This window comes from Aeromonas sp. FL131 (genome assembly GCF_049860615.1).
Lineage (GTDB): Bacteria > Pseudomonadota > Gammaproteobacteria > Enterobacterales > Aeromonadaceae > Aeromonas > Aeromonas hydrophila.
In genome coordinates this window covers 791,757-805,986 of record NZ_CP187595.1, presented here as the reverse complement: position 1 = coordinate 805,986, position 14,230 = coordinate 791,757, and the positions used below count along the sequence as shown (strand labels likewise).

Annotated in this window: 11 protein-coding genes; 7 read left to right on the top strand and 4 right to left on the bottom strand. The window is 62.5% G+C overall.

What is annotated here, in order from left to right; translation table 11 throughout:
• Window positions 1-17 precede the first annotated feature (17 nt).
• Complete coding sequence (gene rtxC, locus ACPW75_RS03915; protein ID WP_161772470.1) at window positions 18-479, bottom strand: RTX toxin-activating lysine-acyltransferase RtxC; 462 nt, start codon at window positions 477-479, stop codon at window positions 18-20.
• A 20-nt stretch (window positions 480-499) separates the two neighbouring features.
• Window positions 500-898 carry a peptide chain release factor 1 gene (locus ACPW75_RS03910; protein WP_076361215.1) on the bottom strand — a complete coding sequence of 133 codons (399 nt, stop codon included), beginning with the start codon at window positions 896-898 and terminating at the stop codon, window positions 500-502.
• A 332-nt stretch (window positions 899-1,230) separates the two neighbouring features.
• On the opposite strand from ACPW75_RS03910, the gene ACPW75_RS03905 reads away from it, so the two are divergent.
• The 5 genes from ACPW75_RS03905 (at window position 1,231) to ACPW75_RS03885 (ending at window position 9,030) form a co-directional block, all read left to right on the top strand.
• Window positions 1,231-3,294 (top strand): peptidase domain-containing ABC transporter, encoded by a 2,064-nt coding sequence (locus tag ACPW75_RS03905; RefSeq protein ID WP_269150383.1) that lies wholly within the window; start codon window positions 1,231-1,233, stop codon window positions 3,292-3,294.
• Window positions 3,291-4,655 carry an HlyD family type I secretion periplasmic adaptor subunit gene (locus ACPW75_RS03900; RefSeq protein WP_077096041.1) on the top strand — a complete coding sequence of 455 codons (1,365 nt, stop codon included), beginning with the start codon at window positions 3,291-3,293 and terminating at the stop codon, window positions 4,653-4,655. The genes ACPW75_RS03905 and ACPW75_RS03900 overlap by 4 nt, the downstream gene beginning before the upstream one ends.
• Window positions 4,656-4,657: 2 nt before the next feature.
• The gene (locus ACPW75_RS03895) at window positions 4,658-6,835 is read left to right on the top strand and encodes a type I secretion system permease/ATPase (RefSeq protein ID WP_077096042.1); all 2,178 of its coding nucleotides are present in this window, start codon (window positions 4,658-4,660) and stop codon (window positions 6,833-6,835) included.
• Between the two features lie 138 nt (window positions 6,836-6,973).
• On the top strand, window positions 6,974-7,648 hold the full coding sequence (locus tag ACPW75_RS03890) for a response regulator (RefSeq protein WP_425904417.1): 675 nt from the start codon (window positions 6,974-6,976) through the stop codon (window positions 7,646-7,648).
• On the top strand, window positions 7,648-9,030 hold the full coding sequence (locus ACPW75_RS03885; RefSeq protein WP_425904416.1) for an ATP-binding protein: 1,383 nt from the start codon (window positions 7,648-7,650) through the stop codon (window positions 9,028-9,030). Before ACPW75_RS03890 ends, ACPW75_RS03885 begins: the two co-directional genes overlap by 1 nt.
• 302 nt (window positions 9,031-9,332) lie before the next feature.
• Here the strand turns inward: ACPW75_RS03885 and glk are convergent, their stop codons facing one another.
• A complete protein-coding gene (glk, locus tag ACPW75_RS03880) occupies window positions 9,333-10,301 on the bottom strand; it encodes a glucokinase (RefSeq protein WP_011705258.1) in 969 nt (322 codons plus the stop codon).
• A gap of 349 nt (window positions 10,302-10,650) precedes the next feature.
• Here glk and ACPW75_RS03875 point away from each other — a divergent pair, with 349 nt between their 5' ends.
• Window positions 10,651-11,505: a MurR/RpiR family transcriptional regulator gene (locus ACPW75_RS03875; protein ID WP_005298732.1), complete on the top strand. Its 855-nt coding sequence runs from the start codon at window positions 10,651-10,653 to the stop codon at window positions 11,503-11,505.
• A gap of 163 nt (window positions 11,506-11,668) precedes the next feature.
• Entirely contained in the window at window positions 11,669-13,108 is a 1,440-nt protein-coding gene (gene pyk / locus ACPW75_RS03870) for a pyruvate kinase (RefSeq protein WP_011705256.1), read from the top strand.
• Window positions 13,109-13,173: 65 nt separating this feature from the next.
• On the opposite strand, the gene ACPW75_RS03865 is transcribed toward pyk, so the two are convergent.
• Window positions 13,174-14,220, bottom strand: coding sequence for an efflux RND transporter periplasmic adaptor subunit (locus tag ACPW75_RS03865; RefSeq protein WP_017408448.1), 1,047 nt, complete (start codon window positions 14,218-14,220; stop codon window positions 13,174-13,176).
• Window positions 14,221-14,230: the final 10 nt, after the last annotated feature.

The window sequence follows — 14,230 nt, the reverse complement described above, 5'->3', positions numbered from 1 at the left end:
GTATTAACTCATTATGATTAAATGGAAAACCACTGCACCCTGCGCACACAATGGCCAAGTTCGGCATGAACATGACCGCGCACTGTGCAGACCCGCTGCCCTTTCCATGGCAAGAATATCCGGCGACGCAGATCGCTCACCACGGCGCGGGCGTGTCCGTATGGCGCTATCATCTCCGGAATAAAAATGTGGTCGCCGGATTGCCAATCCTCACGGATCAGCTCCCGCTCGGCGGCCAGCAAGGTGTCACGAATGGATAAAGAGACAAACGCCCAGTTGCAAAATGCAACCGGGCGTCCGCATGAGTCTTCGTAATAGCAAAACTGGTTCAATTCAAATGCTGGCAATATACGTTGCTGCCACTCGGCGACGGAATAACGCCGGTGCAGGGAGGAGTGCTGACTGAGCAGCATGACACCTCCCAACATATGTTGTTTTTGTTGCCAGTTAGGTTCCGTTGGTTGCAATACCAAGTGCATTGACTCCCCACACCGGAAACTTATTTTTTCTTGCGCGGCGCAGCCTGTGCAGTGGCGGCAGGAGCGGTTTCCTGCGCGTCGGCGGGGGCGGCCGGGATCAGGCCAGCGGCGATCAGCTTGTCGAACTCGGCCGCCATGCGCGGATCTTCAAGCATATTTTTTATCATTGAAACCATATACATAAAGCCAGCTGCCGGCATGTGCACCGTCTGTTTCAGCGCCAGCTCATTGTCGCTTTCGGCCATGACGCCCTGCGCCATCTTGAGCGGATCCTGGCCGACGAAATAGAGGGAGAAAATCCCCTTGTTGTAGTTGACGCTGGATACTGTCTGTACAAACTGCTCTGTCATATAAATTCCATTATCAATAAATATAAGGTAAAACAAAAAACAAAAATCCCACCAAAGATAAATCAACATGGTGCTAACATTTCATTTTTCGCTATATTTACCATATTTGAAAATATTATTTGATTCAATTAAACAATGATTCAAAAATAGAGTAATTACGTCAAAATAAATATCAACAAACTCATTAAGGTTAATAATGAGGCCACACTTGAGATTACCTTCAGATATATTAACTCAGTCAATTTATTATTGATTTTGTCAGCGCACATAATATTTGACAGATAATTATCGGCTCGTTAGTATGCGCGCCCTGCCTGCAACAGGTCACCTTGCCCCATATAAACAGGAGGGGTTTAAACGCGGCAACGGGGTATATTATGACTGCGCATGACGAGTCTGTTTTGGCATGCTTGAAGATTATTACCGGATTATTGGGCTGTCCCCCTAAAGATATAGATATCACGCCAGACGAACCCTTTGATATTATTGTCGACAGGCTGCAGCAGCAGACCGACAGCCGGATCCGCCAACGTCACATTGCTCCCCGCAAACTCGCCAAACAGACGCTCCCCCTGGTCCTGCTCAGTGACAACGGCAACCCCTGCGTCCTGGCCCAGCGTCAGGGGGAGCAGGCCCTGATCCTGGACCCCGCCGTCGGCAATCCCCAGGTCATCGACCAGCAGGCACTGCTGGCTCGCTGGAACGGACGAGTCTATCAAGTACGCAGACAGCAGAGCCGCTTTGACATCCGCTGGTTCATTCCGGCCTTCCTGCAGCAGAAACGGCTACTGGGGGAGATATTGCTCTTTTCGCTGGTCTTGCAGCTCCTGGCTCTCATCTCCCCGCTCTTTTTTCAGGTCGTCATGGACAAGGTGCTGGTGCATCAGGCCTGGTCGACGCTGGATGTGCTGGTGTTCGGGCTGCTGATCACCGCCCTGGTGGAGGTCTGTCTGCGCGGATTGCGGGAGTACCAGTACGCCCACACCGCCAACCGGATCGACATCCAGCTCGGCCTGCGCATGGTGCAGCACCTGTTTGCCCTGCCCCTGCTCTATTTCAAGAGCCGCCAGGTGGGGGCCATCGTGACCCGGGTGCAGGAGCTCAATACCATCCGCGAGTTCCTGACCGGCACCATGTTCACCCTGACGGTGGACGTGCTGTTCATGTTCGTCTTCCTGGCGGTCATGGCCAGCCTCTCCGGCATGCTGACCCTGGTGATCCTGCTCTCCATCCCCGCCTATGTACTGATCGCCTGGTGGATCACGCAGCGCATGCAGCAGGCTGTCGAGCAGCAGTTCGGCCACGCCGCCGCCAACACCGCCTTCTTGAACGAGACGGTCGCCGGCGCCGAGACCCTCAAGAGCCTGGCGCTGGAGCCGCGCTTCGTGCGGCGCTGGGATGAGCAGACCAGCCAGATGGTAACCGCCGGTTACCGGGTTCAGCAGCTCAACAACGCCTCCCAGCACGGCGTCATGTGGCTGCAAAAACTGGTGAGCGCATGCGTGCTCTGGCTCGGTGCGAGCGAGGTGATCAGCCTGCAGCTCACCATCGGCCAGCTCATCGCCTTCAATATGATGGCCGGCCACGTGGCCCAGCCCCTGTCACGGCTGGTCGAGCTGTGGGGCCAGTTCATCCAGACCCGGATCGCGGTGGACAAACTGGGTGACATGCTCAACCTGCCCCCCGAACACCAGCGTGACGGCGCGGGTCAGGTGAGTGCTGGCGCCATTTTGCTGGAGCGGGTGCGCTTTCGCTATCAGCCGGACGCCCCCCTCATCATCGATGATCTCTCCCTGACCATAGCGGCCGGCGAAACGCTCGGGGTTGTCGGCGGCTCAGGCTCGGGCAAGAGCACCCTGGCCAGACTGCTGCTGCGCCTCTACCAACCCGAGCAGGGCGAGATCTTCATCGACGGCCAATCCATCCGCCAGCTCCCCCTCCACCACCTGCGTCAACAGATGGGCGTGGTGCTGCAGGAGAACCACCTGTTCAACAAATCGGTACGGGACAACATCGCCCAGTCGATGCCCCATGCCAGCCTGGACCAGATCATCCGGGCCGCCACCCTGGCCGGGGCCCACGACTTCATTCTGCGGCTGCCCCTTGGTTACGACACCGTGCTGGCGGAGGGGGGCAGCTCGCTCTCCGGCGGTCAGCGCCAGCGCATCGCCATCGCCCGCACCCTGCTGGCCGACCCCAGGATCCTCATCTTCGACGAGGCCACCAGTGCCCTCGACGATGAGTCCCAGGCGCTGATCCAGCGCAACATGCGCCAGATCGCCTGTGGCCGTACCGTCATCACCATCGCTCACCGACTCTCCACCGTACGCCAGTGCGACCGCATCATCGTCCTGCAGCGCGGCAAGATCGTCGAGCAGGGCGACCACGCCAGCCTGCTGGCGCGAGGAGAGCACTACGCCCGGCTGTGGCGACTGCAGCAGGACTTGCACGAGGAGACCCCATGAATCTGCGTACCTGGCTGGCCCGCTTTCGCCAACCCCGTCCACCCCGGCAGGCGGATACCCACTACGGCTTTCTGCCAGCCCACCTGGCGCTGGCCGAGACGCCCCCCTCTCCCTTTGCCCGCATCACGGCGCTGACCCTCAGTGCCGGCGTGCTGCTGACCCTGCTGTGGGCCTGCTGGGGCGAGCTCGACATCCAGGCCACCGCCAGCGGCCGCCTGCTGGTGCTTGGCCGCAGCCAGATGATCCAGTCCTACGAGCAGGCCAGAGTGGTGAGCATCCACGTGGAAGATGGTCAGGCGGTTGCCGCCGATGCGCCGCTGCTGACCCTCAATACGCTGGGAGTCAGTCAGGATCTGAGCCGCTTGCGCCAGCAGCAGGCGTTCCAGTACCAGACGTTGATCCGCTACCAGTCGCTCTATCGTGACCAGGCCCCCGACCAGCATCCGGACTATGTCAGGCTCACGCCGGAGCAGCAGCAGGCGCTGGTGGAAAACTACCAGAGCGAACTGCACGAATTTCACAGCACCCTCGGCAACCTGCAGGCCGAGCTCGGGGTCAACCAGGCCAACCAGGCCGCCAGACGGGGCGACATGGCATCTCTCACCACCCTGCTGGCCAACATCCGCCCTCGCCTGCAGGCCCGTCAGACCCTGAGCCAATCCCAGGCCATCTCCCGGGTGGAGTATCTGGAGCAGGAAAAAGAGCTGCTGGAGACCCAGCGCCAGCTCGCCCAGCAGCGGGCCGAGCTCGAGGTGCTGCAATCCCAGCAGCAGAGCCTGCAGGAGCGGCTGGCCGGCTTCAAGGCACAAAAGCAGCGGGAGTGGATCGAGAAACGCCAGCAGGCCAGGCTGCAGCTGACCGCCATCGAGCAGGAGCTCGCCAAACTGCGCGAACGGGAGCACCTGGAGGTGATCCGCGCCCCCGTGGCCGGCACGGTACAGCAGCTGGCCATTCACACCCAGGGCGCCGTAGTGCAACCGGCCCAGCAGTTGCTGGTGATCGTGCCCAACGAAGGGGTGCAGCTCGCCGAGGTGAAGATCCTCAACAAGGACATCGGCTTCGTGCACGAGGGGCAGGCGGTGAGCATCAAGGTGGATGCCTTCCCCTACACCCGCTACGGCACCATAGATGGCGAGCTGGTGAGCGTGTCGCGCGACGCCACCGCCGATGAGCAGCTGGGGCTGGTCTTTGCCGCCAGGGTCAAGCTGAGCCAGGGCGAGATGCTGATCGATCAGCAGCCCGTCAAACTCACCCCCGGCATGTCGGTGGTGGCGGAGATCAAGACCGACCGGCGCCGGGTCATCGACTATCTGCTGAGCCCCATTCGCGAGTATCAGGCCGAGGCGCTGCGGGAGCGATGACAATGACACACGCGTTGCCGGCCCGCGAGGCCCCCGTGAACGAGCCCCCCCCCATCGCCAATGGCGCCCTCGCAGCCCTCACCCACGCGGCGCACCAGCTGATGCTGACGGCCGATGCAGAACAGCTGGCCCACGCCCTGGGTTGCGATCTGGCACCGCCCGACCTGACGGTGCGGGAAGCCGCTGCCCATCTTGGCCTGCGCAGCGCCCTGTCGCAGGGGCCGGGCTGCCCGCTCGCGGCGCTGCCGCTGCCGGCCTTGCTCAAGCGGGATGGCCGCTGGTACACCATCACCGCCATCACGCCAGAGGGCTGGCAGCTGTTTGATCCCGCCAGCGGCAGCAGCGGGCAGCAACCGCTGCCGAGCCAGGCCGAGGCGGCGCAGTGGCACTTTTTGTTGCTGGCCCAGCAGGATCTCACCCCGGCCGAGGTCAAATTCGGGCTGGGCTGGTTCAGCCCGGCGGTGCTGCGCCAGCAGAAACAGCTGCGGGACGTCTTCTGTTTCGCCATCCTGCTGCAGCTCATCGCCCTCGCCAGCCCGCTGCTGTTCGAGAACATCATCGACAAGGTGCTGGTGGGGCGCAGCCTTGGCAGCCTGCACGTGCTGGCCCTGGCCATGGTGGCACTGGCCTGCGCCGAGCCGCTCTACGGCTTTCTGCGCGGCCAGGTGTTCGGTCACCTGGCCAACCAGGTCAATGCCGAGCTCTCCGGCAAGCTCTATCGCCATCTGGTCGGCCTGCCCATCGGCTACTTCAAAGCCCGCCAGACCGGCCAGATCATCGCCCGGGTCAAGGAGATGGCCCAGATCCGCCAGTTCCTCACCGGCTCGACCCTGATGCTGGTGCTGGATCTGCTGTTCATCCTGCTGTTCGTCGGGGTCATGTTTCACTACGCCCCGCGCCTGACCGCCTGCGTGCTGGGCTCGCTGCTGATCTACTTCCTGCTCTGGCTGCTGATAGGGCCGCTGGTGCGCAGAAAGGTCGAGGCGGAGTATCAGGCGGATGCCGATGCCACCAGCTTTCTGACCGAGGCGGTCACCGGCATCGAAACCATCAAGACCACGGCCACCGAACGCCGCTTCTACCAGGAGTGGCAGCGCCTGCTGGCACGCCAGCTCAGGCGCGGTTTTCAGGCCAAAAAGGTGGGGTTGGCGGCTGGCCAGGGCATCGACCTGGTGCAAAAACTCACCGCCGCCCTGCTGCTCTGGCTCGGGGTCGGCGAGGTACTGAACGGTCGCATGAGCCCGGGGGAACTGGTCGCCTTCAACATGCTGGCCGGCCACGTCACCCAGCCGGTGCTGCGCCTGGCCCAGGTGTGGCAGGATTTTCAGCACACCCTGATTGCCCTGCGCCGGGTCGGCGACATCCTCGACGAGGCCCCGGAGCATGGCAACAACGGGCTCGCCTCCGTGCCCGCCCTCAAGGGGGCCATCGAGTTTCGCCACATCCGTTTTCGTTACCAGCCGGATGCCCCCGAGGTGCTGGCCAACCTCTCCCTCACCATTGAGCCGGGGCAGTTCATCGGCATCACGGGGCCATCCGGCTGCGGCAAGAGTACCCTGACCCGTTTGCTGCAGCGGCTCTATGTGCCCCAGCACGGTCAGGTACTGGTGGACAACATGGATCTCGCCATCGCCGATCCCGTCTCCTTGCGCCGCAACATGAGCGTGGTGCTGCAGGAGAGCGTGCTGTTCTCCGGCACCATCGCCGACAACATCCGCATCTGCTGCCCCGATGCCAGCCAGGCCGAGCTGGAGCAGGCGGCGCAGCTGGCCGGTGCCCTCGCCTTCATTCGCGAGCTGCCCCAGGGCTTCGAGCAACAGGTGGGAGAGAAGGGAGCCCGCTTGTCGGGCGGGCAGCGCCAGCGCATTGCCCTGGCCCGCGCCCTGCTGGTCAACCCCAGGATCCTGCTGCTCGACGAGGCCACCTCGGCCCTCGACTATGAGTCGGAAGCGGCCATCATGGCCAACATGGCGGCCATCCGCCGCGGCCGCACCCTCATCAGCATCGCCCATCGCCTCAATACCCTGCGCGAGGCGGACCGCATCCTGGTGATGGAGGCAGGGCAGATAGTGGAGTCGGGCAGCCATGATGAACTGCTGGCCCGCGAGGGGCTCTATGCCAGGCTGTGGCGTCAGCAGACCGGTGCTGAGACGAGTCAGGCCCTGGCTCACACAGGCTAGGGAGCGGCTAATGATGGGGTGGTGAGTAATGGCGGGCTGATTCAGTCCCGATACAGCCAGGGCTGTTAGGATCCGGATTGACTCTCCCCGTCATAAGCCCTCTAATTGACAGCCTGGATCCCCATGATCGCGCACCTTATGAAAATATTGTTGGTCGAAGACGACAAGCTGCTCAATCACCACCTCAGCACCCTGCTGACCGAAGCCCAGAATCAGGTACACAGCACCGACAGCGCCCAGGTGGCACTGCATTACGCCGCCGACTATCCCATCGACGTGGCCATCATCGATCTGGGCCTGCCGGACATGGACGGTTTGCAACTCATCCGCCAGCTGCGCGAGCAGCAGATCCCCTTCCCCATCATCGTATTGACCGCCCGCGGCAACTGGCAGGACAAGGTGGAGGGGCTGGAAGCCGGGGCGGACGACTACCTGGTCAAGCCGTTCCAGAAGGACGAGCTGCTGGCCCGCCTCAACGCCCTGGTGCGCCGCAGCGGCGGCTTCATCTCCCCCAGGGTCAAGGCCGGCGACTACGAGCTGGATCTCTCCCGCAAGGAGCTGACCATCGCCGGCACCCCGGTGGTGCTCACCAGCTTTGAATACCTGATCCTCGAATACCTGATGCGAAACGCCCGCCGGGTGGTCTCCAAGCAGCAGCTGCTGGATCAGCTCTATGGCGACGGCGAGGGGGACCCCAACACCATCGAGGTGATGGTGAGCCGGCTGCGCAAGAAGCTGGATCCGGAGGGGACCATCCAGCCCATCTCCACCATCCGCCGCCAGGGTTACATCTTCAACCTGTCGTGCAACTGATGGACGTTCGTCTGCTGCGCCCCATGCGCTTCATCCGCCGCTCGCTGCACATCAAGCTGATGCTGAGCGCCATGCTGGTCATCGCGCTCATCATGGCCTTCTCGGTCTACATCCTCTATCTGGGTCACACTGAGGAGCAGGCCCAGAAGGCCAGCACCCGCATGCAGGAGAACCTCTCCAAGCTGTTCTCCTCCAAGCTGCCGGACGCCCATGCCACCACGGATCTGGGTCGGATCACCCCGGATGCCGTCGACCCCAATCTGGATACCCTGATCTGCCGGGCCGATGGCCAGCTGAGCTGGTCCAGCATGCACATGCCGGAGGTGATCCAGGCCAGGGACACCATCTGTCAGGATCTGATGAAGTATCTGGGCGGGCTGGATCAGGACTACTTCTTCAAGCGTCACACCATCAAGAACGGCGAGAGCTACTTCATCTACAGCCTGCGCTTTTTGCGCAATCACGGCGACGGCCCCACCACCTATTACGTGGTGATGGTCGATTCGGCCAAGCGCTACCTGGCCCAGACCCGCGATTACCTCTACCAGTGCATCCGCCAGGCCCTGCTCGCCTACTCCCTGCTCGGCGCCTTGCTGCTGCTCACCAGCTTCTGGAGCCTGGGCTCCTTGCGCACCATGGCGCGCCAGATGGACGAGATCCGGGCCGGCAAGCGGGAGGCGCTCTCCAACGACTATGAGCGGGAGCTGACGCCGCTGACCGAGTCGGTCAACCAGCTGCTGGAGAACGAACGCCAGCAGACCCAGCACTACCAGCACGCCCTCAACGATCTGGCCCACAGCCTGAAAACTCGGCTGGCGCTGATCCAGATGACGGCGCAGGAGGTCAAGCTGGGGCGCGACATCCACGACAACATCAATGAGCAGATCCTGACCATGGATCAGATCATCCAGTACCAGCTGCGCCGCGCCGTCACCGGCCGCAAGCGCCTCGCCAGCAAGGGTACCGAGCCGGTGCCCCTCATCGAGAAGCTGCTGGCCAGCCTCGCCAAGGTCTATCGCCACAAGAAGCTGCAGACCCGCTTCAAGTTCGATGACGACGTCTTCTTCGCCGGCGAACAGGGGGACTTGATGGAGCTGATGGGCAACCTGCTCGACAACGCCTTCAAGTTCGCCATCAGCGAGATCAAGGTGACGGTGAGCCGCCGGCTCGACCGGCTGCGGATCGAAATCGAGGACGACGGCCCCGGCATCGACCCCGGCAAGTCGCAGCAGATCTTCCAGCGCGGGGTACGCGCCGACAGCTCCCCCGGCCAGGGCATCGGGCTGGCGGTGGTCACCGAAATTGTGCACAGCTACGGCGGCCAGATCATGGTGGATGAGTCCCCGCTCGGGGGCGCCCGCTTCACCCTCGACCTGCCCTGAGCCCATCCCGGCCCACACACTGCGCCTGCCACCCGGCAGGCGCAGTGTATTGCGGCGCAGGCCCATCCTTGCGCAGAGGACGACATCCCCATCCAGCCGGCAAACCGCAGGCATAAAAAAACCGGCCGCGAGGGCCGGTGAAACAGTTCAGGCTTGTCAGGTGACAAACGCACCCAGCGGATGAAGACAAGTCCCAACTCCTTATGGAGCCCTGCCTTCTTGAGTACGTGTTGACACTCTACGCCATGGTCACTGAATCAAGGCTGAACCATGGCCGATCCGTCCCCCGGCAAGCCGCCTGCTTATAGCTTGATGCCGAGCGACTGGCGCAGATAGGCGCCGGCACCGAGCAGACCCGGCCCCTCGTGGGTGATGAGGAAGACGGGGATATCCTTGAGGTAGGATTTGAAACGCCCCTTGTCTTCGAAGGCCACCCGAAAGCCCGAGCCGATGAAGAACTCCTGAAAGCGCGGCACTATGCCACCGGCGATGTAGACGCCGCCGAAGGTGCCCATGTTGAGCGCCAGGTTGCCGGCAAAGCGGCCCATCAGCACGCAGAACAGGCTCAAGGTACGGCGGCAGTCCAGGCACTCGCCCGCCAGCGCGCGCTCGGTGATGTCCTTGGGTTCGAACGCCTGCGGCTCGCGGCCGTCGGATTTCACCAGACCACGGTAGATGTTGACGAGGCCGGGGCCGGAGAGCAGCCGCTCGGCCGAGACGTGGCCCAGCTCGGCGCGCATCACCTGCAGCACCGCATCCTCTTCTTCGCTGTTGGCGGCAAAGTCCACGTGGCCGCCCTCGCCCGGCAGACTCAGCCACTGCTCGCCGGTGTGCACCAGGTGGGCCACGCCAAGACCGGTGCCGGCGCCATAGATGGCGATGGGCTTACCAGCTACGGGCGCCGCGCCTCCCAGCTGGATGCAGTCAGCCGCGTCCAGCACCGGCACTGCCATGGAGACGGCGGTAAAATCGTTGATCACCTGCAACCGGCTCAGGCCCAGGTTGGCCTGCATCTCGCTGATGGAAAACTCCCAGCTGTGGTTGGTCATGGCGACCCAGTCGCCGTTGATGGGGCAGGCGATGGCGATGCAGGCTTCGCCCACCTGCACCTTGTGTTCATCCAAATAGAGGCGAACCACGGCTTCCAGACTGGGATGGGCCAGCCCGGAATAGGTCTTGGCCTGGGAAATGGTGCCGGTTGCCAGCTCGCACAGGGCCAACCGGGCATTGGTGCCGCCTACGTCGCCGACCAGCGCATGGGTATGCTGCATAAAACAACTCCTTCGTTACTGGGGTCGGGGCGGCCGTTACCGTCCCGCACTTATTATTTGGTGCCAATTCTACCCGAGCCCCTCCCCTTGCGGCGCGTTTGATGGGTGCAACTGTGCGCCCGCTCACAGTGTTGTTGCTTTGCAACATTTGTAAGCGCTTTCACGGAATGACTGGAAGTTTGTAACCAAAACAACGAAATAATTAGACATGAGTCATACTTTGCAGGGCCGAGATTAGTTTCGATAAGAGCTTGTCTTGTATAGTCATCAAGTTGATTGGAAACCTGCTTAGCCATGAATTTAGTGCAAAGACACTGAAGCTAAATTACAAAAACGCCTGGTGGTGATGATGAATACCCTTGATAAAATTACTAATAATTTGGAAAGTTTCAGTAAATCAGAGCGTAAAGTCGCCGAGGTCATCCTGGCCTCCCCGCAGACGGCCATCCACTCCAGTATCGCCACCCTCGCCAAGATGGCTGACGTCAGCGAGCCGACCGTCAACCGTTTCTGCCGCCGTCTCGATACCAAAGGCTTTCCCGATTTTAAACTGCATCTGGCCCAGAGCCTGGCCAACGGCACGCCCTATGTGAACCGCCACGTGGAGGCGGAAGACGGGCCCGATACCTATACCGCCAAGATCTTCGAATCCACCATGGCCTGCCTCGATGCCGCCAAGAACAGCCTGGACATCTCCGCCATCAATCGCTGCGTCGATATCCTGACCCAGTCCAAGAAGATCAGCTTCTTCGGCCTCGGCGCCTCTTCCGCCGTCGCCCGCGATGCCCAGAACAAGTTCTTCCGCTTCAACATCCCGGTGGTGAGCTTCGATGACATCGTCATGATGCGCATGAGCTGCATCAACAGCAGCGAAGGGGACGTGGTGGTGCTCATCTCCCACACCGGCCGCACCAAGGCGCTGGTGGAGATTGCCGCGCTGGCCCGCGAGAACGATGCCACCGTGATCGGCATGACCGCCAAGGACTCCCCGCTGGCACGCGAGTGCAACCTGGTGCTCTCCATGGACGTGCCGGAAGACACCGACGTCTACATGCCGATGGCATCGCGCATCGCCCAGCTCGCCCTGGTGGACGTGCTGGCGACCGGTTTCACCCTGCGCCGCGGCATGAAATTTCGCGAAAACCTGAAGAAAGTCAAAGAAGGTTTGCGCGAATCCCGCTTTGATACACCCCACTCTTCGTAAGCAGCGGGGGCCTCGGCCCCCGGCTGTCTCTGCCACCTTCCTTGGTGTAGTATTGTAATTTAGTAACAAAAGCCACCCAGATGGCTTGCAAGCGGGTGCAATGGGTCATGCGCTTGACGGGGCAGTATCTCAAGTCATATCAACTTCAAAACTGGAGTCTTTCATGCCAAGACGTACAAAGATTGTAACCACACTCGGTCCGGCCACCGATCGCGAAGGGATCCTCGAGGGGATCATCCGTGCCGGCGCCGACATGGTGCGGATGAACTTCTCCCACGGCACTGCTGAAGACCACATCCTGCGCGCCAACCAGGTGCGTGACATCGCCGCCAAGCTGGGTCGTCACGTCGCCATCATGGGCGACCTGCAGGGCCCCAAGATCCGCGTTTCCACCTTCAAGGACGGCAAGATCTATCTGGCCGTCGGCGACAAGTTCATCCTCGATGCAGCCCTCGGCAAGGGTGAAGGCTGCCAGGAGCAGGTCGGCATCGACTACAAGAGCCTGCCGGGCGACGTGATCGCCGGCGACATCCTGCTGCTGGACGACGGTCGCGTGCAACTGAAGGTGGAGCAGGTCGAAGGCACCCGCATCCACACGACTGTCACCGTGGCCGGTCCGCTCTCCAACAACAAGGGCATCAACAAGAAGGGTGGCGGTCTCTCCGCCCCGGCCCTGACCGAGAAAGACAAGGAAGACATCAAGACCGCCGCCCGCATGAACGTGGACTACCTGGCCGTCTCCTTCCCCCGTTGCGGCGATGACCTGCGCTACGCCCGCGAGCTGGCCCGTGAAGCTGGCTCCAACGCCAAGATCGTGGCCAAGGTCGAGCGCGCCGAAACCGTCGCCACCGACGAGGCGATGGAAGACATCATCCTCGGCTCCGATGCCGTCATGGTGGCCCGTGGTGACTTGGGTGTCGAAATCGGCGATCCCGAGCTGGTCGGCGTGCAGAAGAAACTCATTCGCCACTCCCGCCGTCTGAACCGTGTGGTCATCACCGCCACCCAGATGATGGAGTCGATGATCAACGCGCCGCTGCCGACCCGCGCCGAAGTGATGGACGTGGCCAACGCCGTGCTCGACGGTACCGATGCGGTGATGCTCTCCGCCGAGACCGCCGCCGGTCAGTTCCCCATCGAGACCGTCACCTCCATGGCCAGCGTCTGCGTCGGTGCCGAGAAGCACCCGAGCCTGAACGTCTCCAACCACCGCATGAGCTACACCTTCACTTCGGTGGAAGAGGCCGTCGCCATGTCCACCATGTATGCAGCCAACCACTTGGAAGGGGTCAAGGCGATCGTGGCGCTGACCGAATCGGGCACCACCCCGCTGCTGATGTCCCGCATCAGCTCCGGCCTGCCGATCTTCGCCATGTCACCGCACAACAAGACCCTGGCCTGGACCAACCTCTACCGCGGCGTCACCCCGGTGCTGTTCGACGGCGACGAGACCAAGCCGGTCTACGAGGTGTGCCGCGACGCGCTGGACGTGCTCAAGGCCAAGGGACTGCTGCAAAGCGGCGACATGGTGTTGCTGACCCACGGCGACAAGATGGAAACCGTCGGCAGTACCAACACCTGCAAGGTGATGATGGTCGAGTAATCGCCCTTCACCGGCACCAAAAACGGCTCCCGCAGGAGCCGTTTTTTTATGGCGAAACCGCCGCCTCAGCCGCGAAACAGTTCGACCTTGTCGCCATCCTGCAAGCTGCCGGCGCCGCGCACCACCACCCTGTCCCCCTGCTTGAGCGCCCCGCTCACCGCCACCTGCCGGCTGTCGCCAAACAGCACAGTCACCGGCACCCGGTTCACCGTCAGCTCCTCGCCGCGCTGCTCCACCTGATAGACCACGCTCCCCTCGGTGTTGAGCACCAGGGCATCGCGCGGCAGCAGCATGGTCTGCTGCTCCGCCAGCGGCAGCGCCACCCGCACCGGCGAGCCGATGATGAAGCGGCCCGCTTCGGGCTTGAGGCGCAGCTCGATGAGGCGCGACTTGGGATCGGCGCTCGCCGCCCGCTGGTAATAGACACCGTGGCCGCTGAGCTGCTCCCCTTCCACCCGCAGCCGGGTCTGGGGTGCCAGCTGGCCGGCCCAGACGATGGGGGCCTGCAGCCGGATGTCGGGCTGATCGGGGTTGACCAGCTCCAGCGCCTGCTCGCCGGCATCCACGTGCTCCCCCGGCTGGATGAAGTGGTTGTTCACCACCCCGTCGAACGGGGCAAAGATGTGGCTTCTGCGCAGCTGCTCCTCAATCTGGCGCACCTGTACCCGCGCCAGCCGCTCGGCCAGTTCAGCCTGCTCCACGTCGTAGCGCGCCTTGTCATACTGGCTCTGGGAGGTGCTCTTCTGGCGGTGCAGCGTCGCCAGCCGGCCAAACTCGGCGCGAGCAAAGCGCACGTTGCTCTCCCACTTGGCCTGCTCGGCCTGGGCCTGCTCCAGCGAGAGCCGCAGCGCCGCACTGTCGAGGCGCAGCAGCTCATCCCCCTTGCTGACCCGGCTGCCGAACTCGGCGATCCACTCCACCCGGCCGCTCACCTCGGCGCTGAGCGCCGCCTGCTGGCGGCTCGCCACCGTGCCGCTGACCCAGATGCTGGCCGCCGCCTCCCCCCGGGTCACGTCCGCCAGGGTCACCATCTTGCCCTGGGCCAGCGCGGGGAACACGCCCCCCGCCAGCAGCGCCGCGCCCACTACCATCCTTGTAAAACCGTGTGTCATCGATGAGCTC

Bases quoted from the DNA above. Each gene is read 5' to 3' on its own strand.
- rtxC (WP_161772470.1), bottom strand. From the start codon at position 479: ATGCACTTGGTATTGCAACCAACGGAACCTAACTGGCAACAAAAACAA.
- ACPW75_RS03910 (WP_076361215.1), bottom strand. From the start codon at position 898: ATGTTGATTTATCTTTGGTGGGATTTTTGTTTTTTGTTTTACCTTATA.
- ACPW75_RS03900 (WP_077096041.1), top strand. From the start codon at position 3,291: ATGAATCTGCGTACCTGGCTGGCCCGCTTTCGCCAACCCCGTCCACCC.
- ACPW75_RS03895 (WP_077096042.1), top strand. From the start codon at position 4,658: ATGACACACGCGTTGCCGGCCCGCGAGGCCCCCGTGAACGAGCCCCCC.
- ACPW75_RS03890 (WP_425904417.1), top strand. From the start codon at position 6,974: ATGAAAATATTGTTGGTCGAAGACGACAAGCTGCTCAATCACCACCTC.
- ACPW75_RS03885 (WP_425904416.1), top strand. From the start codon at position 7,648: ATGGACGTTCGTCTGCTGCGCCCCATGCGCTTCATCCGCCGCTCGCTG.
- glk (WP_011705258.1), bottom strand. From the start codon at position 10,301: ATGCAGCATACCCATGCGCTGGTCGGCGACGTAGGCGGCACCAATGCC.
- ACPW75_RS03875 (WP_005298732.1), top strand. From the start codon at position 10,651: ATGAATACCCTTGATAAAATTACTAATAATTTGGAAAGTTTCAGTAAA.
- pyk (WP_011705256.1), top strand. From the start codon at position 11,669: ATGCCAAGACGTACAAAGATTGTAACCACACTCGGTCCGGCCACCGAT.
- ACPW75_RS03865 (WP_017408448.1), bottom strand. From the start codon at position 14,220: ATGACACACGGTTTTACAAGGATGGTAGTGGGCGCGGCGCTGCTGGCG.